20 protein-coding genes are annotated in these 22,810 nt (G+C 45.9%); 6 read left to right on the top strand and 14 right to left on the bottom strand.

The window, feature by feature from the left end:
- The first annotated feature begins 34 nt into the window (after nucleotides 1–34).
- Nucleotides 35–613 carry a response regulator gene (locus EK374_RS04655; protein ID WP_127020575.1) on the top strand — a complete coding sequence of 193 codons (579 nt, stop codon included), beginning with the start codon at nucleotides 35–37 and terminating at the stop codon, nucleotides 611–613.
- A 295-nt stretch (nucleotides 614–908) separates the two neighbouring features.
- On the opposite strand, the gene EK374_RS04650 is transcribed toward EK374_RS04655, so the two are convergent.
- From EK374_RS04650 to ffh, 7 genes are all read right to left on the bottom strand, one after another.
- Nucleotides 909–2,135: a threonine/serine exporter family protein gene (locus EK374_RS04650; RefSeq protein ID WP_127020573.1), complete on the bottom strand. Its 1,227-nt coding sequence runs from the start codon at nucleotides 2,133–2,135 to the stop codon at nucleotides 909–911.
- Between the two features lie 114 nt (nucleotides 2,136–2,249).
- Nucleotides 2,250–2,852 (bottom strand): DNA-J related domain-containing protein, encoded by a 603-nt coding sequence (locus tag EK374_RS04645; protein WP_127020571.1) that lies wholly within the window; start codon nucleotides 2,850–2,852, stop codon nucleotides 2,250–2,252.
- Nucleotides 2,853–2,906: 54 nt separating this feature from the next.
- Complete coding sequence (rplS, locus tag EK374_RS04640; protein WP_046518264.1) at nucleotides 2,907–3,266, bottom strand: 50S ribosomal protein L19; 360 nt, start codon at nucleotides 3,264–3,266, stop codon at nucleotides 2,907–2,909.
- Nucleotides 3,267–3,288: 22 nt separating this feature from the next.
- Nucleotides 3,289–4,065 (bottom strand): tRNA (guanosine(37)-N1)-methyltransferase TrmD, encoded by a 777-nt coding sequence (gene trmD / locus EK374_RS04635; RefSeq protein ID WP_407691852.1) that lies wholly within the window; start codon nucleotides 4,063–4,065, stop codon nucleotides 3,289–3,291.
- Nucleotides 4,065–4,592, bottom strand: coding sequence for a ribosome maturation factor RimM (rimM, locus tag EK374_RS04630; RefSeq protein WP_127020569.1), 528 nt, complete (start codon nucleotides 4,590–4,592; stop codon nucleotides 4,065–4,067). The genes trmD and rimM overlap by 1 nt, the downstream gene beginning before the upstream one ends.
- A 28-nt stretch (nucleotides 4,593–4,620) precedes the next feature.
- Entirely contained in the window at nucleotides 4,621–4,872 is a 252-nt protein-coding gene (gene rpsP, locus EK374_RS04625) for a 30S ribosomal protein S16 (RefSeq protein ID WP_046518266.1), read from the bottom strand.
- 167 nt (nucleotides 4,873–5,039) lie between these two features.
- Nucleotides 5,040–6,407, bottom strand: coding sequence for a signal recognition particle protein (gene ffh / locus EK374_RS04620; RefSeq protein WP_127020567.1), 1,368 nt, complete (start codon nucleotides 6,405–6,407; stop codon nucleotides 5,040–5,042).
- Between the two features lie 167 nt (nucleotides 6,408–6,574).
- Here ffh and EK374_RS04615 point away from each other — a divergent pair, with 167 nt between their 5' ends.
- Both EK374_RS04615 and EK374_RS04610 read left to right on the top strand, forming a co-directional pair.
- Nucleotides 6,575–7,384, top strand: coding sequence for a cytochrome C assembly family protein (locus EK374_RS04615; protein WP_127020565.1), 810 nt, complete (start codon nucleotides 6,575–6,577; stop codon nucleotides 7,382–7,384).
- A 92-nt stretch (nucleotides 7,385–7,476) separates the two neighbouring features.
- Entirely contained in the window at nucleotides 7,477–8,745 is a 1,269-nt protein-coding gene (locus tag EK374_RS04610) for an HlyC/CorC family transporter (RefSeq protein WP_127020563.1), read from the top strand.
- 90 nt (nucleotides 8,746–8,835) lie between these two features.
- On the opposite strand, the gene EK374_RS04605 is transcribed toward EK374_RS04610, so the two are convergent.
- From EK374_RS04605 to EK374_RS04595, 3 genes are all read right to left on the bottom strand, one after another.
- On the bottom strand, nucleotides 8,836–9,453 hold the full coding sequence (locus tag EK374_RS04605; RefSeq protein WP_127020561.1) for a transglycosylase SLT domain-containing protein: 618 nt from the start codon (nucleotides 9,451–9,453) through the stop codon (nucleotides 8,836–8,838).
- 182 nt (nucleotides 9,454–9,635) lie between these two features.
- Complete coding sequence (gshA, locus tag EK374_RS04600) at nucleotides 9,636–11,210, bottom strand: glutamate--cysteine ligase (RefSeq protein ID WP_127020559.1); 1,575 nt, start codon at nucleotides 11,208–11,210, stop codon at nucleotides 9,636–9,638.
- Between the two features lie 109 nt (nucleotides 11,211–11,319).
- Nucleotides 11,320–11,775, bottom strand: coding sequence for a CBS domain-containing protein (locus EK374_RS04595; protein WP_127020557.1), 456 nt, complete (start codon nucleotides 11,773–11,775; stop codon nucleotides 11,320–11,322).
- A gap of 93 nt (nucleotides 11,776–11,868) precedes the next feature.
- On the opposite strand from EK374_RS04595, the gene EK374_RS04590 reads away from it, so the two are divergent.
- Nucleotides 11,869–13,416 (top strand): methyl-accepting chemotaxis protein, encoded by a 1,548-nt coding sequence (locus EK374_RS04590; RefSeq protein ID WP_127020555.1) that lies wholly within the window; start codon nucleotides 11,869–11,871, stop codon nucleotides 13,414–13,416.
- 50 nt (nucleotides 13,417–13,466) lie between these two features.
- Here the strand turns inward: EK374_RS04590 and clpB are convergent, their stop codons facing one another.
- The 3 genes from clpB to rluD all read right to left on the bottom strand — a co-directional run bounded on the left by clpB (nucleotide 13,467) and on the right by rluD (nucleotide 17,858).
- Nucleotides 13,467–16,052 (bottom strand): ATP-dependent chaperone ClpB, encoded by a 2,586-nt coding sequence (clpB, locus tag EK374_RS04585; protein WP_127020553.1) that lies wholly within the window; start codon nucleotides 16,050–16,052, stop codon nucleotides 13,467–13,469.
- 97 nt (nucleotides 16,053–16,149) lie between these two features.
- Nucleotides 16,150–16,884, bottom strand: coding sequence for a peptidoglycan editing factor PgeF (pgeF, locus tag EK374_RS04580; RefSeq protein ID WP_127020551.1), 735 nt, complete (start codon nucleotides 16,882–16,884; stop codon nucleotides 16,150–16,152).
- A complete protein-coding gene (rluD, locus tag EK374_RS04575; RefSeq protein WP_127020549.1) occupies nucleotides 16,884–17,858 on the bottom strand; it encodes a 23S rRNA pseudouridine(1911/1915/1917) synthase RluD in 975 nt (324 codons plus the stop codon). The genes pgeF and rluD overlap by 1 nt, the downstream gene beginning before the upstream one ends.
- A 126-nt stretch (nucleotides 17,859–17,984) precedes the next feature.
- On the opposite strand from rluD, the gene EK374_RS04570 reads away from it, so the two are divergent.
- A complete protein-coding gene (locus EK374_RS04570; protein WP_127020547.1) occupies nucleotides 17,985–18,737 on the top strand; it encodes an outer membrane protein assembly factor BamD in 753 nt (250 codons plus the stop codon).
- Between the two features lie 34 nt (nucleotides 18,738–18,771).
- Here the strand turns inward: EK374_RS04570 and radA are convergent, their stop codons facing one another.
- The gene (gene radA, locus EK374_RS04565) at nucleotides 18,772–20,130 is read right to left on the bottom strand and encodes a DNA repair protein RadA (protein WP_127020545.1); all 1,359 of its coding nucleotides are present in this window, start codon (nucleotides 20,128–20,130) and stop codon (nucleotides 18,772–18,774) included.
- 115 nt (nucleotides 20,131–20,245) lie between these two features.
- Between radA and EK374_RS04560 the strand changes: the two genes are divergently transcribed.
- Nucleotides 20,246–22,795 carry a PilZ domain-containing protein gene (locus EK374_RS04560; RefSeq protein WP_127020543.1) on the top strand — a complete coding sequence of 850 codons (2,550 nt, stop codon included), beginning with the start codon at nucleotides 20,246–20,248 and terminating at the stop codon, nucleotides 22,793–22,795.
- The last annotated feature ends 15 nt before the right edge of the window (nucleotides 22,796–22,810 follow it).

Below are 22,810 nucleotides of genomic sequence, written 5' to 3'. Positions count from 1 at the left end.
ATAAAAATACAAAATATGATACCCATTAGCCAGTATGAACAAAAGTAAGCACACAGAACCTTTATTATCGACTCAACAAGCTGCTGATTTACTTGGTGTTTCTTTACGCACCGTGCAGTTGTGGGTGGAAAAAGGAGCTCTGGACGCCTGGAAAACTCCAGGTGGTCACCGTCGAGTCACTCAATCTTCTGTCGAACGCCTTCTGCTGAAAAATCAAACTCAACCTGTTGATAATTCAGTTCGCATTCTCTTGGCGGAAGATGATGAGTTACTAAAACAACTTTATAGCCTGCAAATTGAATCTTGGGGCTTACCTATCAGTTTGCAGTCTGTCACTAACGGTATAGCTGGTTTATTAAAAATTGGCGAATGGGCACCACAAATTCTGATCACAGATTTGCAGATGCCTGAGCTGGATGGTTTTCAAATGATCCGTGAACTGAAATTATCTTCACGCCATGAAAATATGAAAATCATCGTGGTCACAGCCTTAACAGATGCAGAAATTGTAGCCGGAGGCGGTTTACCTGACACTGTCCAATTGATGCGAAAACCACTGTTATTTAGCGACTTAAAAGACCGCTTAGAGAAGTTACTACAAGAGCTGCGTTAATCGCAGCTTTTTTACATTTTGCTGTCCTGCAAAGTGTTCCGGCCAGTGGACAGAGCCACTGGCGCTCATCCGGGCATTGCCAAACTGTTGGCAATGCTTTTACCGGCTTCGCCCTGACGGGCCATCGTCGCTATGATCCTCGCACCAGTCATTTGTTTCAGCGGATTAACGTTGGTCTCTGGCGAGCATACGCCTCAATCCATAGAAACATAGGACTACTATGCTCCTGGGGTCTCCAATGCTTGTCGTCGCACTGCAACATCAATTACTTTGGGTATAACGAAAATCGAGTTTGCTACAACGCCTTTCTCGGCGGTAATGCCACGTTAGCAAAAATAAAGCCTGCCACCAACGACATAAAAATCAGAAACGTTTGCTGACCTAATTGCTCAGTTGATACCATCTGTTGGCCTGAAACAAAAGCATTTAATCCTATATAAGTCTTGCTACCAGGGACCAACACTATCATTCCTTGCAGAGAAACTATGCTACCAGGCGCATTCATCAGTCTGTTAAACAAGTTGCCGTATAAACCTACGGCAAAGGCCCCTACGAAAGCACCTAGTGCCAAACCAAGATAATAAGCCCCCCATAAGCTGGCAGCATAAGCAATAAAACCCGATACCAGCCCCCAAAGCGCATGCTTAAGCCTGGCTTTAAACACCACTACTAGGCTGCCACATAAGATAGCCACAGCCAGCCAGCTAGTCCACTGAGGTACAGAAGGCGCTAATTGCGGTGGAATTTGGCCAAATAATATCTGACCTAAAGCTATCCCTAAAAAGGCGCCAAAATACAGCTTAAACAACAGCATCACCGCATCCATCACACGGGCGGTTCCCGATACCAGGTGACGGGCTGCCAGCTCCGCTAATCCAAGAGTTAAGGCTAAACCGGGAATAAAGACAATAATAGCGGACAAAACCACCAAGGGCACATTGATCATAGGATCAATATAAACAGCAACAGCTGCGGCCAGTAGTGCCGAGACTAAAGCCACCAATGGCTCCAACATATGAGCCACCCGGCGTGATTTAGCCGACCAGAGTACAAACAAATACACTATTAGGCTCAGCACTGTGGACCAAAACACATCGTGCCAGCTTGCACGCATTAACATGGCAAAAGCGCCCCCTGCGGCGCCGAAAGCCGCGAAGGTAGCCCAACGTGAATAAGGGTTGGGCGCTGCTGCTATTTGATCGAGCCGCTGATTCACATCCTGCAAAGTCAGTTTGCTGCTGGCAAGCGCATCCACCAGCTCGTCTGTGTAAGATAAAGCGCCTAAATCTAACTCTCCAGGGGTCACTCGGGAGATGTGAGTGTATTCATTTTCATCGCCAGGGATCCAAAGCACAAAAGTGAGTACAGTGGGTGTGATAGCAAAAGAACCGCCGATCTGCAGCAGTTTTGCAACTTCCTGTAAATGCGCTTCCAAACGGTAAGCTGGTGTACCAAACTTATGCAGCATTTTGCCAAGCTTGACGATAAAACGGCGTTTTTCAATAAAACTGGCGGAATCCACTTTAGGGTCCTTGTCGCGTTGCAACACAATACAGCTATTGTAGTGGGCTTTATAACGTAAGGATAGAAGAGGATATTGCTAAGTGATTGATAAAGGCTAAGTTACTGTGCTTTTCTATAAAGAAAGCTCAGCTAGCAACCATTGATATTCCTGCTGCAACAGCTGAAAAGCAGCAGCGTCTCCGCCTTTATCCGGATGCAAACGCAGCGCCTGCTGTCGATAGACTTTTTTCAACTGGGCTACAGAATATGGGTGGCTTAACTGCCACTTTTGCTGCAACTGGCTGGTGTCGAGCGCTTTATTTTGCTGATACAACGCCAGCTTTTTCCAAAACTCAGTCAACACAGACTGTAATTTATCATCTGTCATCGCCCGCATATTTTGCCAATCCAGATAATAAGCGGCTTTGTCCTGCTGCTCTTGCCATAAGGCTACTGCATTGTCAGGTAAAGCTGTGACTGTGTAGATCATCACTTTGGCGTAACCAATATGCAATAAAGCTACTTGTTCCTGCTGCCACTGTGCCTGCAGTACAAATAAATGATGATAAAGAATAAAGTGTTGTTGGAATAACAAGGAATCAACAGCAAGAGTGCGGGGTTCAGGGAAAAAGGCTTTTAATTGGTGCAGCAATTCCTGCTCGCTGATCTCTCCCTGTCTGGATAACAGGAAAGCTTCGAGTGCGGCTACTAAATCGGCTTGCAGTTCGGTATGCATGGCCTAAGTAAAGACATAAAAAAAGGCTGACACAAGGTCAGCCTTTCCAGTTGCTTAGTTAAGCTTTTCGCGGATACGCGCTGATTTACCTGAACGATCGCGTAAGTAGTAAAGCTTGGCACGGCGAACTGCACCACGGCGTTTCAGCGTAATGCTGTCAATCATAGGGCTGTGCGTCTGGAATACACGCTCAACACCTTCGCCATTGGAAATTTTACGAACTGTAAAAGATGAATGCAGACCACGGTTACGTTTAGCAATAACGATGCCTTCGTAAGCCTGCAGACGAGTTTTATCGCCTTCTTTTACTTTAACCTGAACTACTACAGTGTCACCTGGGCCAAATGCTGGCACGTCAGTTTTTAACTGTTCGTCTTCAAGTTGCTTGATAATGTTTTGGCTAACTTTGCTCATAACAATCTCACTTTACCTGGAATTAACTATCGTGTTGCTGCAACGCCTGGTGTTCCTGTTGGAATTCATCCAGTAATTTGCGTTGCTCCTTAGTCAGAGCCAGGGCATTTAACATATCCGGCCGTCTTAACCAGGTTCTACCAAGAGCCTGTTTCAGACGCCAGCGTCTTATATTTTCATGGTGTCCACTCAGCAACACCGGTGGAACCTCTTTGTCTGCTAACACCGCAGGTCTGGTGTAGTGTGGGCAGTCTAACAAACCAGTTGCAAACGAATCCTGTTCTGCCGACTCTTCGTGCCCCAGTACGCCTGGTACCAGTCGCGACACCGCATCAATCAGCGTCATCGCAGGCAACTCGCCTCCACTCAGCACGTAATCCCCAATTGACCATTCTTCGTCAATTTCGGTTTCAATTACGCGTTCATCAATGCCTTCGTAACGGCCTGCCACTAGCAGCAGTTTCGGGTAACGTGCAAGTTCCTGTACACCTTTTTGGTCTAATTTGCGGCCTTGCGGCGACAAATACACCGTATGTACATTCTCTCCGGCAGCTTGCTTGGCGGCGCGGATTGCGTCGGTCAGCGGCTGTACCATCATTAGCATGCCTGGACCACCACCAAAGGGGCGATCATCGACGGTATTGTGTTTGTCGCTGGTATAATCTCGCGGATTCCAGCACTCAACCTGTAACAAACCCTGCTTTACAGCGCGGCTTGTTACACCAAACTTTGTAATAGCATCAAACATTTGCGGAAACAGAGTAACAACCCCAACCCACAATCCAGCTTGTTGCGACATTAAAAGTCCGGATCCCAGTCTACTAAGATACGTCGTTCAGCGTTATTCACATCCTTAATGACAGAGTCAGTCAGGAAAGGGAGTAAACGCTCCGTCTTGCCAAATGCATCGGATTTATTGGCTTTCACAACAAGAACGTCGTTTGAGCCAGTTTCCATCATGTCGACCACTTCACCTAAGTGATAACCAGCCTCGTTCACTACAGCCATGCCCATCAGGTCACGCCAGTAGTAATCACCCTCAGCAAGCTGGGGTAATGCAGAACGCTCTACTGCGATATCCGCATTCACGTAGAGTTGAGCCTGGTCACGGTCAGACACTTCAGCCAGTTTGACGATCAGGCCATTGCCATGTCGTTTTTTACTGCTGATCTGCACTTGACGCCAGTTACCCTGCAGTTGAATTTGCCAGGGTGTGTAATCAAAAATCCCTTCCGGGACATCGGTATAGGAGTTTACTTTTAGCCACCCGTTGATGCCGTAAACAGCGCCAAACTTACCTAAGACAACTAAATCTTTACCGTTCAAGGTGAAACTCCGACCTTTATTTTAGCTATTAAGCAGCAGCTTTCTTAGCAGCTTTCACCAATGAAGCAACGCGGTCGCTTAAAGAAGCGCCTTGCGATACCCAGTGGTTGATACGCTCTAAGTCAATACGCGTTTGCTCTTCTGCACCGCCAGCGATTGGGTTGAAGAAACCCACGCGCTCAATAAAGCGGCCATCACGAGCAAAACGGCTGTCCGCTACCACAACTTGGTAAAATGGACGCTTTTTCGCGCCACCACGTTGTAAACGAATAGTTACCATACCGTCCTCTAATAATCGTTCAGGATTTAAAAAAATAACAAACCCCGCGGTCAGACCGTGGGGTCGGTGAATTGTACGGATTTTTGCCTGCTTTGCAAGGTTTTTCGGGCTTTGGCCGCATATTTACGCAAATACCAAAGCCCAGGGGACAGAGCTGAAAAACGGATTTAACGCGGAGGTAATAAGCCAGGTGGCAACTTACCGCCCATACTACGCATCATTTTCATCAAGCCGCCTTTGCCGGACATCTGCTTCATCATTTTCTGCATTTGGGTAAATTGTTTCAGCAACTGGTTCACATCCTGTACCTGAGTACCTGAACCTGCTGCTATGCGTTTTTTGCGTGAGCCTTTAATCAAATCAGGAAATAAACGTTCTTTTTTCGTCATGGAATTAATAATGGCTTCCATTTTATTGAACTGCTTATTGCCCATCTGATCCATAGCACCAGCTGGTAAGTTTTTCATACCGGGTAATTTATCCAGCATCGACATCATGCCACCCATACTGCGCATCTGCACGAGTTGGTCGCGGAAGTCTTCTAAACTAAAGCCCTGCCCTTTCATCACTTTGGCTGCCACTTTAGCAGCTTGTTCTTTGTCGACCTTCTGCTCGATTTGCTCAATCAGACTCATCACATCGCCCATGCCCAGAATACGGGAGGCAATACGATCCGGATGGAATGGCTCTAAGGCGTCAGTTTTTTCGCCCATACCGATAAACTTAATCGGCTTGCCTGTGATATGACGAATAGATAAAGCAGCACCACCACGGGCGTCACCATCAGCTTTGGTCAGGATCACGCCTGTTAAAGGCAAAGCTTCGTTAAAAGCTTTAGCTGTATTGGCTGCATCCTGACCCGTCATGGCATCGACCACAAACAAAGTTTCTACAGGTTTTACCGCAGCATGCAGCGCTTTGATTTCACCCATCATTTCTTCGTCAACATGCAGACGACCGGCGGTGTCGACTAAAAGCACATCAAAAATTTGTAAGCGGGCGTGAGCTATCGCAGCGTTCACTATGTCTATAGGCTTCTGGCCAACATCGCTAGGGAAGAATTCAACACCTACTTCTTTTGCCAGCGTCTCTAACTGTTTAATAGCAGCAGGACGATAGATATCCGCAGAGACCACTAATACTTTTTTCTTCTTCCGCTCTTTTAAAAATTTGGCTAACTTAGCCACAGAGGTGGTTTTACCCGCACCTTGTAAACCTGCCATTAATACAACAGCGGGCGGCTGAACATTCAAAGCCAGTTCTTCGTTGGCCTCGCCCATGGCATCTTCTAAAGCTTTGCGGACGATTTTCAGAAATTCCTGACCTGGTGTCAGACTTTTGCTGACTTCAATACCAACAGAACGTTCTTTCACCTGATTGACAAAATCACGAACCACAGGCAAAGCCACGTCGGCCTCTAATAAAGCCATCCGTACTTCACGTAAGGTTTCTTTGATATTATCTTCAGTTAAACGACCACGACCACTGATGTTCTTCAGCGTTTTGGTTAGGCGGTCCGACAGGTTTTCAAACATAACTTAGCACCTGATATACAATATGGCCGGATTATACCCCAGCTGGTTAAAGGAGTCAGCCGCCATCTGAGCAGAAGCAGTTACTCTGAATACACAAGCTTACACTGTCAAATGCGAGTAATTTGCAATAGAATGTTAAATCTTCACGAATCAACAGGATCTGATTTATGTTAGTTGAGCTGTTACCCGGTGTGGCATTGATTGGTTATCTGCTGGCAACCGGCATGGTATTGTCCCGCCTGGTGCATCCACAAGGCCCTAACTATAAATTAATGTTCAGTGCGGCTTTGTTGGCCATTGTTAGCCATATGCTTTTTCTGGCTGATTCGATTTTTGCCGACTCGGGTCAGAATTTTAGCCTGCTGAATGTGATTTCATTGGTGTGCTGGCTGATTAGCACTGCTATTACTATTACCGCTTTGCGCACTCCTACTGTTCTGTTGTTACCCATCGTGTACGGCTTTTCTGCCCTGACTCAGCTGGCTATTTTAGTATTGCCTGCTGAAGTGCAAATGCAGCATTTTGAACATAGCCCTATTTTGCTGATGCATATCATAGTGGCATTTGTGGCTTACACCTTATTAATAGTGGCCACTTTACATTCGCTGCAAGTGCACTACATCAGCAAAAAACTGAAACAAAAGGATTTTATGCTGGGCAATCAGTTTTTACCGCCGCTGCTTCAAGTGGAACAGTTGCAGTTCAGAGTATTATTGCTGGGTACTTTATTACTGGGTTTAACTTTATTCAGTGGTGCCGCTTTTACGGATAACTGGCTGGCCGCGCAAAACCTGCATAAAAACATACTAAGCTCCATCGCTTTTCTGGTATTTGTTGTGTTGTTATGGGGCCATGCTCAATTAGGCTGGCGTGGTCGCTTGGCCATTGCTTTAACCTTTACTGGCAGTATTTTACTGACGCTGGCTTATTTTGGCAGTCGTTTTGTTCGTGAAGTGCTGCTTGACCGGCTCGGATAATGGCTTTTTCTGCTTAGGGGCCATTAAGTCTTGACTTGATTGGCCGTTCGTAATATCAAATAACTTCGATTAGCCCTACAGGTATCTTACTTTTGGACGAGATCTCAACCAGTACCCTTTTTATAATTCTGGGACTGCTGGTGTTATGTTCTGCATTCTTCTCAGCTTCTGAAACCGGCATGATGTCGGTGAATCCATACAAGCTTAAACATCTGGCCAATGAACAGCACAAAGCTGCACTGCGTGTAACTGCCATGCTGGAACGCCGCGACAGGCTCATCGGTTTAATTCTGGTCGGTAACAATCTGGTTAATGTAGCAGCATCATCCATTGCCACCCTTATCGGTATGAGGCTCTATGGTGATTACGGAATAGTTATCGCTGGTATAGCACTTACTCTGGTTATTCTTATTTTTGGCGAAGTAACCCCCAAAACGCTGGCTGCTTTACACCCTGAAAAAGTCGCCTTCCCAAGTTCAGTGGCTCTCAAACCCTTGATGAAGCTGCTTTATCCTGTGGTCTGGTTACTGAACAAAATCTGTAACACCTTGTTAAGATGGCTTGGCGTCAGTGCTGAGCAACACCATGGCAACAGTTTAAGCTCTGAAGAGTTACGTACTGTAGTGCATGAAGCTGGCGCTCTAATTCCGCAACATCACCAAAGTATGCTGGTCGGAGTGCTGGATTTAGAAAAAGCCACAGTCGAAGATATTATGATCCCCCGCAACGAGCTGGTTGGGGTGGATATCAACGACGAATGGAAAGATATAGTGCGTCAGCTATCTAACAGTCAACACAACCGTATATTGTTATACCGCGACAGCGTTGATGATGCATTGGGTTTTATTCATAGCCGTGAATTAGCTCGTCTGGCATTAAAAGAACAGCTAAACAAAGCCTCGTTATTACGATCAGTGCGGGAAATTTACTTTATCCCGGAAAACACTCCACTCAATACTCAACTGCATAAGTTTCAAAGTTCAAAAGAGCGTATAGGTCTGGTGGTCGATGAATACGGTGATATTCAGGGGTTGGTGACTTTAGAAGATATACTCGAAGAAGTGGTAGGTAATTTCACTACTGACATAGCAGATAGTCAGAATGAAGAAATTCAACCTCAAGCCGATGGCAGTTTTTTGGTGGACGGTGGTATTAACCTGCGCGACTTAAACAGAGATATGCAGCTGAACTTTCCAACCGATGGCCCTAAAACATTAAATGGTCTGGTATTGGAATATCTGGAAGAAATTCCGGAAGCCAGTTTAGGTTTAACTCTGGCGGGTTGCCCAATGGAGATTATCGAAGTGCAGGATAATATGATTAAAACAGTGCGATTAATGCCCCACTTGCAAAGGGATTAATATATCCGTTGTACTTGAATTAAAATTTGAGACGGGCGCGAATAAACAGCGCCCTTACAAAACCATCTTCCTGTACAAGGCTGTGTTCGATTAACCAAATAAGCCAAAAAACCAGCCGCTTTTAAATTCTTCTTCGCAGCTCTGTAACTGGCGCTGATACATAGTCGCTCTTTGTTGTACCTTGCGGGAGGTTTCCATCAACCAGCGCTTTTTATAGTAACTGCCACGTTTATAGCCACCCCAGCCCTCGTGGTAGTTCAGGTACTGCGCATAAGCATCCGACTTCGACACTTTGTTAATACGACTGCTTTTATTGATATACCAACCCATAAAATCCAGAGCATCTTCAAAGTTTGAGCGCGCCGCAAAATAGCTTCCCGTTTCTCGGCCATAATCTTCCCAGGTTTCATCTTTCACCTGAGCGTAACCATAAGCCGTACTGGCACGCCCTACGGGAATAAAACCAAACCAGTACTCCATAGGTGGCTGTGCATCGTGCTTAAAGCTACTTTCCTGATACATTATCGCCATAGGTACATGAATAGGCACATCCCATTTATCACGCATATCAGATGCAGCGTCATACCAGTCGTCATGCTCGCGGAATATTTCGCACAAATTAGAGCTGTTTTTTGGGGGGGCTGTAGCGCAACCAGTCAGAACTGAGGCCAGTGATAAGAAGAGTAAAGTTTTTTTAATTTTTTTCATCAGACGCTGAACTTTTTAAAACACAACTCAGACTAACCCAATGAACGGATTCAACCAAGTTTTTGTTTTTCATCCCTGGATTATCCTTATCCTTAGTTTCACGGCCAGCTTGCTGGCCGTTTTTTTATCTGTCAGATAAGGCATGTAAAAAAAAGCCGGATGTGTGATATCCGGCTTTATCGTTATAAATCAGCAAAATATCGTTCGAGATACTGGTCAAAATTCACATCGTCTGCCTGTTCAATCTTCTGCTGTTCTAGCAAAGATACCGCAGCCATCTGCTCAAATTCTGCTTCAGTATAAATCTGGTAATCAGTTGCTGCGAGCTGCTGGCGGTATTGTTCAGCCAAAGCCAGCGCATAATAAGGGCTGTCCTGTTGCTGGGCTATTAAACGGCTTAATAACTTACCTGAGTAGGTTTGGTTCGGGTCTAATAAGCCTAAGTAAAACTCTTTGATAGCAGCACTGTACGAATCACCACCATGAGCAGCATCCATCCAGTTCGCTATAGGCATCAGATCAGCAAACAGTTGTTCAGCCCAGTCCAACATTAAACGAGGCTGACCATTCTCATTCAGATCTAAATTCCGCTTACGGCCTTCTGTGACCACTTTGCGCAGGTTTTGCTCTGTCACCGTCTGTTCGTCAGCTGATAGATCAGGGCTTTTTTCTAATAAACAATAAATTAAAAACAAATCGAGAAAACGCATTTGTTCAGCGTTAATCCCCACAGCACTAAATGGGTTTACATCCAGAGCCCGCACTTCGATGTACTCAACACCACGGCGTTTTAAAGCACAGGTTGGCCGCTCGCCACTTTGAGTGGTGCGTTTAGGCCGGATGGTTGAATAAAATTCGTTTTCTATTTGCAGTATATTGCTGTTCAGTTGCTGGTACTGCCCGTCCACTTTAATGCCAATATTGGCGTATTCAGCAGAAGGCGTCGAAATAGCCTGGCGTAAGCCTTTAATATAATCCGGTAAATTGTTGTAGCTGATATTTAAACTGGACTGTGCACTGTTGGTGTAGCCCAGATCACTCATACGTAAAGAAGTGGCATAAGGTAAATACAAAGAGCCTTTGCCCAGAGTCTGGAACTTATACTTAGGCTCACGGCCTTGTAAAAACGAGCTACACATGGCCGGAGAGGCACCAAACAAATACACCACCAGCCAGACGTATCTTTTATAGTTACGAATAAGGTGCAGGTACTGAGCAGAAATAAAATCCTGTAATGAACCTGTATCCCCTAATAACTGCTGATACTGCTGCCAAAACTCTTGTGGAATTGAGAAGTTAAAATGCACACCACTAATGGCCTGCATCATGCTGCCATAACGGTTTTTAAGGCCCTGACGATACACGGTTTTCATGGTGCCAACGTTAGAACTGCCATATTGTGCTAGCTGAATTTCGTCCTGATGGCCTATGTAACAAGGCATAGAACCGGCCCAAAGCCGCTCTTCGCCTATATGGGACAAGGCAAACTTATGAATATCTGTCAGTTGTTTTAAAGTGACGTCAATATCGGTCTGAGCCGGGGTAATAAACTCCAGCAAAGACTCTGAAAAATCTGTAGTAATTAAAGGATGAGTCAAAGCCGACCCTAAAGCTTTTGCATGACCCGTTTGTGCCAGTTGGCCATCCGGATTAATCCGCAACGTCTCCCGCTCAATACCCCGTCTGATACCTTTAATTGCAGTTTGAAATGACGTGGTGCCAAGCGCAGCCAGACGTTGTTCGAGGAAATGACTCAAGCTGATCCCTTATTTCTGATAATGAGCGAATGTTAAAATGGGGCGACTCAAATTAAAAAACAAGAGTGACCAAAAATTAAGTTTTTATGAGACAAAATGATGTTGCATTCTACTCTTCTTCAGCCGCTGCACCATAAGCTAATCTGCTTTTACGTGCAGCCTGCAACACCACTATCCGCATAATATCTTTCCACGACACTATACCTATAGCCACATTATCCTGATCAGTCACAGGTAAGCAGCCAATATTGTGTTTGAGCAATAATGCCGCGGCTTTCACGACAGGATAATCTTCAGGCACCGCAATCACAGGGCTGGTCATCACATGCTTAATTTTACGGCTGGTGACAAAGATATCCAAAGTTTTTTCTGACGCAGCATCCATTACAGGAGCCAGAGCTTTGAAATAATCTTTCACTGAAACTATACCTACCAGACGCCTGCTGGCATCAATAACGGGCACATGCTGAAATTTGGACTGATTAAAAATGTCTTTTAACGCAGACAAACTCATATCCGGGTCAACCATGGTCAATTTTCTGGTCATAATGGCAGATACTTGCATAATGCTCCTAAGCTCGCTTATCTGAGAGATCTTTGAAATAATGCCGCCGCTTTGATCCAGATTAACTGAATGATAAATAAAAAGGAAATATGCATGAACCGCCGCAACCAGCAGCTTGTTGACCAGGAAGTTCAGTACGACGCCGGACAAGAGTTAGTCTCCACTACGGATACCCGAGGGGTGATCACCTATGCTAACCCAGCTTTTTGCCTGGTTGCAGGTTACACCGAAGACGAACTCGTCGGTAAAAACCATAATCTGGTGCGTCATCCTGATATGCCTGCAGCAGCTTTTGCCGATCTGTGGAGCCACTTAAAGCAAGGTCAATCTTGGCGTGGCATGGTGAAAAATCGTTGCAAAGACGGCCGTTATTATTGGGTGGATGCTTTTGTCACCCCGATTTATCAGCAACAGCAACTGGTTGGATATCAGTCGGTGCGAGTGAAAGCAAGCCCGGATCTGATCCAAAGAGCCGATCGTTGTTATCAGGCGATCAATGCAGGTAAAACCGTCAGCCAGTGGAATGCGAACCCGAACCTGCGCCGCCTTATTGCACTGCTTAGCAGCTTCATCTTAATAGCTGCGGGTGCATTGCTCTGGTCTCATGCGTTATGGCTGGCGTTACTTATTCCAGCTATTTTCTTTGTGCTGATGTATGACGAATTAGTGGATATTCCAGCCCAACTTCATAAAATTCAGCAAGACTTTGATTCAGTATCCCGTTATGTCTATAGCGGTAAAACTGCATTTTCGATTGCAGATTTCCGTCATCAGATGCATCAGGCCCGTTTGCGTACTGTGTTAGGTCGCACCAAAGACAGCACCAATAAACTCTCCAGTATTGCCGACACACTGGAAGAAGCAGTGCATTTAACCGAACGTGGTATTCACCAACAAAGCCAGGAGCTGGTATCTATTGCAACGGCCACTCAGCAATTGAGCAGTACTGTGCTTGATATTGCCGAGCGTACAGGCGAAACCAACCAGAAAGTGGGTGAAGCTCAGCAAATATGCCAGCAGGCAGAACAAGTGATGCAGTTAACCGCCAACACAGTAAAAAAATTAGCTGTTGAAGTACAAGGCGCCGCCAGTACTGCAGATAATTTAGCTGTAGAAGCTGAACGTATTGGCGCTGTCATGACAGAAATTCAGGGAATTGCTAATCAAACCAACTTACTGGCGTTAAATGCAGCCATTGAAGCGGCGCGGGCCGGTGAACATGGCCGCGGTTTTGCCGTAGTAGCTGATGAAGTCCGGGCTTTATCATCCCGTACCCATAAAGCCACAGAGCAAATTCAGCGCTCTATTGGTGAAATTCAGCAAACCTTATTGAGTTGGGGCAAGACCATGACACAAAGCCGTGAACAGGTAGAAGAATGTGTGACTCAAACCACTCACAGCACAGCTCAGTTATCCGACATAGTGGCGATGGTAAACACTATTGACCACCTATCGTCACAAATTGCAACTGCTGCGACTCAACAAGGCCAGGTCGCCAGTGAAGTTGCCAGCAACGTGCAAAACATTCAGCATATTGCCAATGAAAACTTAAACAATATGCAACTGGTCGCCGACAACAACAAACGCCTGCACCAGCAAGCCGCTGAAATTGCCAATTTAAGTAAGACTTTTAGTCAGTAACCCTGACCAGTAAAAAGCCCGCTGAAGCGGGCTTTTTTGTCACAGTCCTTTTAATGAACAGGTCCGGAGCCAATCACAAATTGTCCTTCTTTGGCATCGACTGACACTATTGCATTGGGCTTAATCTGACCTTTCAGTAAGGTTTGAGCTAATGGGTTTTCAATATAATGCTGAATAGCCCTTTTTAAAGGCCGCGCCCCAAAGACGGCATCAAAACCAGCTGCGGCCAGCAGATCCAAGGCGGAATCTGTTACTGACAAACCAAAGCCTTTATCCTGCAAACGCAACCGCAGACGCTGCAACTGAATAGACGCTATATGGCGGATATGGGCGCTGTCTAGCGGGTGGAATACCACAGTTTCATCTAAACGGTTTAAAAACTCAGGCCTGAAGTGTTTGCTCAGTACTTCCATCAGCATATCTTTCATTTGCTGATAATCCTGATGCTGGTAATGCTCCTGAATCAGGTCTGAGCCTAAGTTCGAGGTCATAATGATCACTGTGTTTTTAAAATCCACAGTACGGCCTTGTCCGTCTGTTAAACGGCCATCGTCCAACACCTGCAGCAGAATGTTAAACACATCAGGATGAGCTTTTTCCACTTCATCCAGCAGCACTACTGAATAAGGTTTACGTCTTACAGCTTCAGTTAAATAACCACCTTCTTCGTAGCCGACATAACCAGGTGGTGCGCCGACTAAACGCGATACAGTGTGTTTTTCCATAAACTCCGACATATCAATGCGGATCAGCGCATCTTCGGTATCAAACAGGAACTGAGCTAAAGCTTTGGTCAGTTCGGTTTTACCCACACCTGTCGGGCCTAAAAACAGGAATGAACCTATAGGCTTATTCGGGTCGGCTAAACCTGCACGGGAACGGCGAATGGAGTTAGACACAGCCTCCAATGCTTCGGCCTGACCTACCACACGTTTTTGCAGTTCCTGCTCCATACGAAGCAGTTTATCGCGTTCGCCTTCCAACATTTTGCTGACCGGAATACCAGTGGCTTTGGAGAGCACATCGGCAATTTCCTGCTCAGTTACTTTGTTTCTAAGCAGCGTCATTTCGTGCATTTCCACTTGTGACGCTAAATCCAAGCGTTTTTCCAAAGCAGGAATACGTTCGTATTTTAGCTGCGACATGCGGTTTAAATCTCCGGCACGGCGCGCTACTTCCATATCCAACCGGGCTTGTTCTAAGTCCGCTTTGATATTTTGCGTGCCTTGCAAAGCCGCTTTTTCTGAAGACCAGACTTCATCCAGCTCGTTGTATTTCAAATCCAGTTCACGGATTTGTTCCTGGATCATGTCACGGCGTTTTTTGGTGGCGTCATCTGTTTCTTTTGCCAGTGCATTGTCTTCCAGCTTCAGCTGAATAATACGCCGCTCTAATCTATCCAGCTCTTCTGGCTTAGAGTCCATCTGCATCCGGATACTGGACGCCGCTTCGTCAATTAAATCTATGGCTTTATCCGGCAATTGCCGGTCGCTGACATAACGGTGTGACAAAGTAGCGGCCGCTACTATGGCCGGATCAGTAATTTCTACCGCGTGGTGCAGCTCGTAGCGTTCTTTTAAGCCACGCAAAATGGCGATAGTGTCTTCCACTGAAGGCTCATCCACTATCACTTTCTGGAAACGTCGCTCCAGCGCCGCATCTTTTTCAATGTATTTGCGGTATTCATCTAAGGTGGTCGCGCCTAAGCAGTGCAACTCGCCCCGCGCTAACGCAGGTTTAAGCATATTGCCGGCATCCATAGCACCATCGGCTTTGCCTGCACCTACCATAGTATGAATTTCGTCGATAAACAGAATGACCCGGCCCTCTTCTTTTGAGAGCTCGTTCAGTACCGCTTTTAGGCGCTCTTCAAATTCACCGCGATACTTAGCACCAGCTAACAAAGAGCCCATATCCAAAGACAACACACGTTTATCTTTTAAACCCTCAGGCACTTCTTTATTGATGATTCGCAGCGCTAAACCTTCGACTATGGCGGTTTTACCCACCCCTGGTTCACCAATCAATACCGGATTGTTTTTAGTACGGCGCTGCAGCACCTGAATACAACGGCGGATTTCTTCATCTCGGCCTATGACTGGGTCTAACTTGCCAGCCTCAGCCCGCGCTGTTAAATCCACTGTATATTTGGTTAATGCCTGACGGCTATCTTCCGCATTAAGGTCATCGACATTTTGGCCACCACGGATTTGTTCTATGGCTTTTTCCACCACTGCTTTATCGACACCCAGCAAGCGTAATAAATGACCTAATTCAGATTTGTCCTCACAGGCAGCCAACACAAACAACTCGCTGGAAATATATTGGTCTTTGCGCTTTTGCGCATATTTATCACATAGATTCAGCAGGTTAATAGTGGCAGCGGACAGTTGCACATTGGCATCCACGCCATCCACTTTGGGTAAACGCTCTAACGCCTGGGATAATTTGGAACGTAATTCGTTGGTATTGACGCCAATTTTGCTAAACAGATCTTTGGTGGAGCCACCTTCCTGATTCAGCAAAGCATGCATTAAATGAATAGGTTCAATAAACTGATGGTCACGGCCTAAAGCCATAGACTGAGCTTCGGCTATTGCCAATTGGAATTTACTGGTAAATCTGTCGAGTCTCATAGTATCTATCTCCACGCACATCAAACTGCTGTTGGCATTAAGATGGGGGAGAGCCGACTAATAATCAAGCAATAAAACGTCAAAAATTTGACTTGGATCAGTCAATCCAGATACAGGATGCCATCCGGCCTGTTTGTCCATCACGGCGGTAGGAATAAAAAGCTTGTGAGTCGGTGTAAGTGCAAAAACCACCACCGTACACTTGTGAAACGCCACAAGCATTCAAACGTAAACGCGCAAGTTGATATAAATCAGCCAGCCATTTACCTGTTTTATTTGGAACTGCCACAAAAGCAGCGTCAGCTTTGGCATCTTTTTCAATAAAAGCCAAACGTACTTCCGCCCCCACTTCAAAAGCTGTGGGGCCAATAGCAGGGCCTAACCAGGCCATGACTGTCGTTGGATCAGAAAACTGCGCCAGCGTTTGTTCCAGCACGCCGTCTACCAAACCGCGCCAACCGGCATGAGCAGCAGCCACCTGAGTACCAGCTGCATCACAAAACAACACAGGCAGACAATCAGCGGTCAGTACCACTGCTACCAGACCTTTGGTTTTGGTGGCACTGGCATCGGCGGTAACAGGACCCATTGAAAAATCAGTCTGGTCCAGCACCACGCAATTTGTACCATGCACCTGGTTTAGCCATAAAGGTTCAGCAGGCATCTTCGCCTGTTGTCTGAACAGCTGACGATTCTGCGCCACTGCGTCAGGCCTGTCATTGACATGACTGCCTAAATTCAATCCATCGTAAGGAGGCAAAGATACACCACCCTCGCGAGTACTGATCGCTGTTTTTATACTTAATGGCGCAGGCCAGTCAGCTTTAAACATCAGGCAAAGTCCAGACCATGAATGTCAGTGTCTTCACGCAATGCCAGAGTCAGCTCAACCATATCGTCAGGAATTGGCGCATGCCATTCCATAATTTCACTGGTAATAGGGTGAGCTAAACGCAGCATAGCTGCATGCAGCGCCTGACGTTTAAAGGCTCGTAATACAGTTAACAAAGCTTCATCCGCTTTACGCGGTGGACGTGGACGACCTGCGTAGACAGGATCACCGACCAGCGGATAGTTAATGTAGGTCATATGCACACGAATTTGGTGAGTACGGCCTGTTTCCAGACGTAAACGCAAACGGGTATGAGCACGGAACTTTTCCATCACACGGTAGTGAGTCACAGCAGGACGACCAGAGCTGGTCACTGCCATATGAGTACGTTTGGTCGGGTGACGGCCTATTGGCTCATCCACTGTACCGCCCGCGGTCATAGTGCCGTGGCAAATCGCTTCGTATTCGCGGGTAATTTCCCGCTCCTGCATCGCCTCCACTAAATGGGTTTGAGCCGGAATAGTTTTGGCTATCACCATTAAACCCGTGGTGTCTTTATCTAAACGATGCACTATGCCAGCACGTGGCACTTCAGCAATAGAAGGACAGTGGTGTAACAAGGCATTTAATAAAGTACCGTCGGCGTTGCCCGCACCAGGATGCACCACCAAACCCGCAGGCTTATTGATCACCATAATGTGCTCGTCTTCATAAACGATATTCAGATCGATAGGCTCAGCTTCAAAGCGTTCGTCATCCGGTAACTCGGCCTGGATCAATACAGACTCCCCGCCCAGTAACTTTTCTCTGGGGGTGTTACAGAGCTGGCCATTGATTTGAACCCAATCGGCTAAAATCCATTCTTTTATTCTGGAACGCGAATAGTCCGGGAACATTTCGGCCAATACCTGATCTAAGCGCTTACCAAATAAATGGTCAGGTACAATTTCTGCAAGTTTTATCTGTTTTGTCATGTCGGAACCAGTTATCCTGTGTGCATACCCGAACTGTCTGGGTTAGAATCGGGCCATAAAAGGTTATTTTAACGGTTTTACTCCAGACTAAATAGCCAATAGGTTTAAGTAGTAGCGGATTTTTAAATGAAAGTGAATTTTTTAGCCATAATCGCCCTAGCTTTAACACTAACCGCCTGTGCGGGGAACCATAAAGCCGAAGAAGAACTGGTGAATACGAACCAGTCTGCCCAGCAAATGTATGACGAAGCCAAAAATGTGCTGGATTCGGGTCTCTACAACAGAGCTATTGAGCTGTTAAGAGCCATGGAAAGCCGTTATCCCTTTGGCCCATTGTCTCGTCAGGTTCAGCTGGATCTGATTTACGCCTATTACCAAAGCGGTGATACCACTCAGTCTTTAGCCAGTATTGACCGTTTTATCAGATTGAACCCAAATCACCCGGATTTAGACTATGCCTATTACATGCGTGGTTTAAGTAATGTTAAAGTCGACGAAAATGCTTTTCAGGAATTCGTCGGCATTGACCGTGCAGACCGCGATATGTCCAGCACCAAACAAGGTTTTGATGATTTCAAAATATTGGTCAGCACTTACCCAAACAGTAAGTATGCCAACGATGCCAGAAAGCGCATGTTCGCTATTAAAGAGAAACTGGTCCGTTATGAATTGCTGGTCGCAGACTATTACACCCGTCGTGGCGCGCATCTAGCTGCTGCCAACCGCTGCAAATATATTGTTGAGTACTACCGCGATTCGCCGCAGGTTGAGCAAGCATTGCTGATCATGGTCGACAGCTATGACAAATTAGGTTTAGTGAAATTACGTGACGACGCCAAAGCTGTGTTGTTATTAAATTACCCTGACGCTCTGAATTAAGCATAAGGGTCAGAGTTGATAGCTCTGACCCAACTCATAAAGCATCCAATGCTTCAGATAACTTACTGACTGCTATCACTGTCATTCCTGGAATTGCTTCTTTCGGCGCATTTGCTACTGGCACTATGGCGCGTTTAAAACCATGTTTAGCCGCTTCTTTTAAACGTTCCTGACCACTGGGTACAGGACGGATTTCACCGGATAAACCAACTTCACCAAAGACCACCAATTCGTTAGGCAAGGCTTTATTTTTAAAACTGGATACCAATGCCAGCAAAGTGGCTAAGTCAGCGCTGGTTTCGTTCACTTTCACACCACCCACCACGTTGACAAACACATCCTGATCGGCCATTTGAATACCTGCATGACGGTGCAATACGGCAAGTAACATCGAAATACGGTTTTGCTCCATCCCCAAAGTGACGCGCCGTGGATTATTTAATGGCGAATAATCGACTAAGCCCTGAATCTCCACCAGCAAAGGCCGGGTACCTTCCCACAGCACCATAACAATAGAGCCTGGCGTATCTTCTTTGCCACGGCTTAAAAATATAGCGGACGGGTTTTTCACCTCACGCATGCCCTGCCCAGTCATTGCAAAAACGCCCAGCTCATTCACTGCACCAAAGCGGTTTTTATTGCCACGTAAAGTACGGAATCTGTTGTCGGTATCGCCATCCAATAAAATAGAGCAGTCGATGCAATGCTCCAGTACTTTAGGGCCAGCAAGCGAGCCGTCTTTTGTGACGTGACCGACCATAATTACAGCCACATTATGCTGCTTAGCAAAACGGGTTAAATAGGCGGCACTTTCCCGCACTTGCGACACACTGCCAGGTGCAGACTGAATATCGGCCATCTGCATCACCTGAATCGAGTCGATGACCATAATGCGTGGTTTTTCTTGCTGCGCCAGTTGGCAAATAGTTTCGACATTGGTTTCGGCCAGCATCATTAAGTTTTGTGTTGGTAAGCCCAATCTGTTGGCCCGAAGCGCGACTTGTTGCAACGATTCTTCCCCCGTGACGTACAAGGCTTTATCGGTCACAGCCAATCCACACATAATTTGTAGCAGCAAGGTGCTTTTACCTGCCCCCGGACTACCACCAATTAAAATGGCCGATCCTGGCACTATACCGCCGCCCAACACCCTGTCAAACTCAGCAAAACCAGAACTAAAACGTGGTACGTCCTGTAAATCAACCTGGTCAAGCCGGATCACCTTAGCAGCAGTAGCACCGGCATAACCGTCAAAACGTTGCTGTTTTGTCACGCTGGGCAAACGCACTTCGCTGATACTATTCCAGGTACCGCACTCAGTGCATTGGCCTTGCCAGCGCACAAAGTCAGCACCACAGTCATTACAAACGTACGCGCTTTTAGTTTTAGCCATTTTTTATCTCTTCTTATTAAAAGGCACGATTATTGCTTTTACATCGTACTGGTTTTACTCTAACCCAAATTATTCATACAGGGCTTGCTACTGCCCTGTAGGTGTTTAAGCGAGCATGACAACAAACGACTTACAAGCTTATAGCAGCGTGCTGGAACGTCTGAAACCCCTTATCAACACAGAGCTGTTTGATGAGGAGTTTCGACTATTGACCGGAGACTTAGCCAAATCGCAGCAATTTCTGATCAAAATGGAATTAAAGCGTTTGGCACAGCCATGCACCTATTATATCGATTTACGTGGTAGGGTCGACGGTGATGTGCGTCCTTTTGAGCATAAAGGCCAAACCCATTATCTGGATGAAGTTGCGATCCGAACTTTCGAAAAAGGCCTGAAACAATACGGCCAGTATACTATTGGTATTTTTGAAGATGTCACCAACACCAATAACAACTTCAGAGTAAGACACCAACAAGAAACAAATAAGAGAATACAAGATGTGTTGTCAGGAGAAGTGTCAGAGACTCGTGATTTAGCTGCTATACCCCCAGATGCAGATATAACAGCGAACGACTATAAAGCCGCCCAGTTGATCCGCTTTGCTAGCTATAACGTTCGCCGTGAAGAACGAATGAATTTTTCCATCGACATTGAAGTCGTATTGCAAGACGAAGAGCGTTTTCCTGCAACGACCAGCGACTTATCTGTATCTGGCTGCAAAATTAAAGTACCGCTGGCGATAGAAATGACAGCAGGGCAAGAAGTTGCCATATTTTTCCGAGGCTTAGAGCAGGAGTTTGCCCTTGGGATCAACAATGGTATTCCCTATCAGGTGATTGATAGTGAAGCTGCGGATAAAAGTTATTACGTGCGGCTGAAACGTTTGCCTTTAGCTGACGAAAAAGGCTTTTCGGAGTTTCTGCATCATTTTATCCACGGTAATAAAAGACGCTACAAAGTCAATCTGGACAATACCTACGAAGCGGTATTTATTAAAGGCTATGAGCAATTTTACCTGCCACGTATCAATTCTTTACCTGTGTTTCTGGCTGTTAATGAAGGCAAAGCGGCTCCAGCCTGCGTATTAACCACTGAAAATAACAGACACCTGATGCATTACTTTCAGGATGAGCGCCAGCAAAACGTGTTGCCGCAACTACTGCATGTAAGACGCTTAAAACAATGCTTGGCCAAAGAAGCCAATGAAAACAGTACCGTGCTTTATACCTTTACCCATGCAGCCAAAGGGCGGTTGTTTTTTTATTCCGCAACCACAGAAGAGCTACTGCAATACCCTGAACTAAGATCTGTGTTTTTTGGTTTTGGCGCAGCCAAAAACAGCTTCAGGGCTTTTCGAATGTCGGTTCTGCGCACTATACCTGCGCACGCCCATATTCCGCTGTCTTTACCCAATACAGCCGATCAGGAAGTACAAAAACTTAACCAGCCGCCAACGCCTTTAATTTCAAACTTTATCCGCAACTTGCGCTACATTGTGGCGCTGACCGATATCAGCACAGCGCAAAGCAGCAGCTTGTATAAAGCTATGACTTACGATGCAGCCTTGCTGAATCAGCTGAAAGTCTTTGGTCATGCCAAACTTGAGCAGCTTCCGTCTATTGAAAGTGCTTCAGTGCAGTATGTAAACTTACGCTCTGAAAGCCGGTTTTTATATAAAACCACAGTGCTGTTAGAAAGTGATAAAGGAGATGATATTCAATCTTTTAGCCGCGATTTCTCCAGCAAAGGCCTGCAACTTGAATGCGCTGAACCTGTCAGTTTTTCTAAAGGTGATACGGTAAACATCAGCTTGCCAGAACTGCAAAAGATCACCACCAAACATCAGCTCTCAGGCTTGCCTTATGAAGTCATGGCCGTTAGCAAAAACAAACTGATTATGAATATGCGGGTGGTGGACCCGACCAATGATCATGCAGGCAAAATATTCTTCCAGCAGTTGATTAATAACAACAGAAGCAAGCTGACGATGGCTGAGGAGACGCCTAAATTTCCTGGCCTTGGTCCTGCACTCCGTAACATGTATGCTAAAGCTTTGGATACCTTTGCATTTTACGTACATCGTCAGGGAATTCGTTACAATCTGGATGTAGTGGCTATGGGGGCTAAACCCAGCGCTTTGCATAAGTTGCTGGCGCAGTTTAGTGAAGACCCTGAATCCATCACTATGCTACCGCTGTTGAAAAACAATGCCACCAATTTGCATTTTGCTAATCAGCTGAAAAAGATGAAACGCCAGGAAGTGCCTTTTAGTTACGAAGTGTTTTTACGTTTTGTACCTGAACAGGACAGCATAGAACAAAGCTTCGAAACTAAATTTGATTTTGACTTTAAGTTGCACAGTGCAAAAAAAGAATTTGTCGATAACGTGGTCAGCACCGATCTACTGTTTGCATTTAAGATCTTTTTATCCCGTACAGGTCGTCCAGATACTGAACATATTGCCAAAGAACTAGGATATGTCAGTACTTATGCCATTCATAAAGCGAAAGTATTGGAAGAAGAACTCTGGAGTGTGGTGGGCGTAGGTGATGTTGTAGATATCACAGATGAAGTGTTACTGCGTTATAACACCAGCAATGAGCAGATCGAAGCACAACAGCAAAAACGGCTGGCGTTATTGGCAAGCCTTAAACGACCTGAATAATAATCGCCCAGTTAA

The sequence above is a fragment of the Rheinheimera mangrovi genome (assembly GCF_003990335.1).
Taxonomy (GTDB): Bacteria; Pseudomonadota; Gammaproteobacteria; order Enterobacterales; family Alteromonadaceae; genus Pararheinheimera; species Pararheinheimera mangrovi.
Note: the sequence above shows the minus strand (reverse complement) of the source record. Positions and strands in the feature narration are given on the sequence as shown.

Excerpts from the sequence above, each read along its gene's own strand:
- EK374_RS04655 (WP_127020575.1), top strand. The coding sequence starts at position 35 with ATGAACAAAAGTAAGCACACAGAACCTTTATTATCGACTCAACAAGCT.
- EK374_RS04645 (WP_127020571.1), bottom strand. The coding sequence starts at position 2,852 with ATGCATACCGAACTGCAAGCCGATTTAGTAGCCGCACTCGAAGCTTTC.
- rplS (WP_046518264.1), bottom strand. The coding sequence starts at position 3,266 with ATGAGCAAAGTTAGCCAAAACATTATCAAGCAACTTGAAGACGAACAG.
- trmD (WP_407691852.1), bottom strand. The coding sequence starts at position 4,065 with ATGTCGCAACAAGCTGGATTGTGGGTTGGGGTTGTTACTCTGTTTCCG.
- rpsP (WP_046518266.1), bottom strand. The coding sequence starts at position 4,872 with ATGGTAACTATTCGTTTACAACGTGGTGGCGCGAAAAAGCGTCCATTT.
- ffh (WP_127020567.1), bottom strand. The coding sequence starts at position 6,407 with ATGTTTGAAAACCTGTCGGACCGCCTAACCAAAACGCTGAAGAACATC.
- EK374_RS04615 (WP_127020565.1), top strand. The coding sequence starts at position 6,575 with ATGTTAGTTGAGCTGTTACCCGGTGTGGCATTGATTGGTTATCTGCTG.
- EK374_RS04605 (WP_127020561.1), bottom strand. The coding sequence starts at position 9,453 with ATGAAAAAAATTAAAAAAACTTTACTCTTCTTATCACTGGCCTCAGTT.
- EK374_RS04595 (WP_127020557.1), bottom strand. The coding sequence starts at position 11,775 with ATGCAAGTATCTGCCATTATGACCAGAAAATTGACCATGGTTGACCCG.
- EK374_RS04590 (WP_127020555.1), top strand. The coding sequence starts at position 11,869 with ATGAACCGCCGCAACCAGCAGCTTGTTGACCAGGAAGTTCAGTACGAC.
- clpB (WP_127020553.1), bottom strand. The coding sequence starts at position 16,052 with ATGAGACTCGACAGATTTACCAGTAAATTCCAATTGGCAATAGCCGAA.
- pgeF (WP_127020551.1), bottom strand. The coding sequence starts at position 16,884 with ATGTTTAAAGCTGACTGGCCTGCGCCATTAAGTATAAAAACAGCGATC.
- rluD (WP_127020549.1), bottom strand. The coding sequence starts at position 17,858 with ATGACAAAACAGATAAAACTTGCAGAAATTGTACCTGACCATTTATTT.
- EK374_RS04570 (WP_127020547.1), top strand. The coding sequence starts at position 17,985 with ATGAAAGTGAATTTTTTAGCCATAATCGCCCTAGCTTTAACACTAACC.
- radA (WP_127020545.1), bottom strand. The coding sequence starts at position 20,130 with ATGGCTAAAACTAAAAGCGCGTACGTTTGTAATGACTGTGGTGCTGAC.
- EK374_RS04560 (WP_127020543.1), top strand. The coding sequence starts at position 20,246 with ATGACAACAAACGACTTACAAGCTTATAGCAGCGTGCTGGAACGTCTG.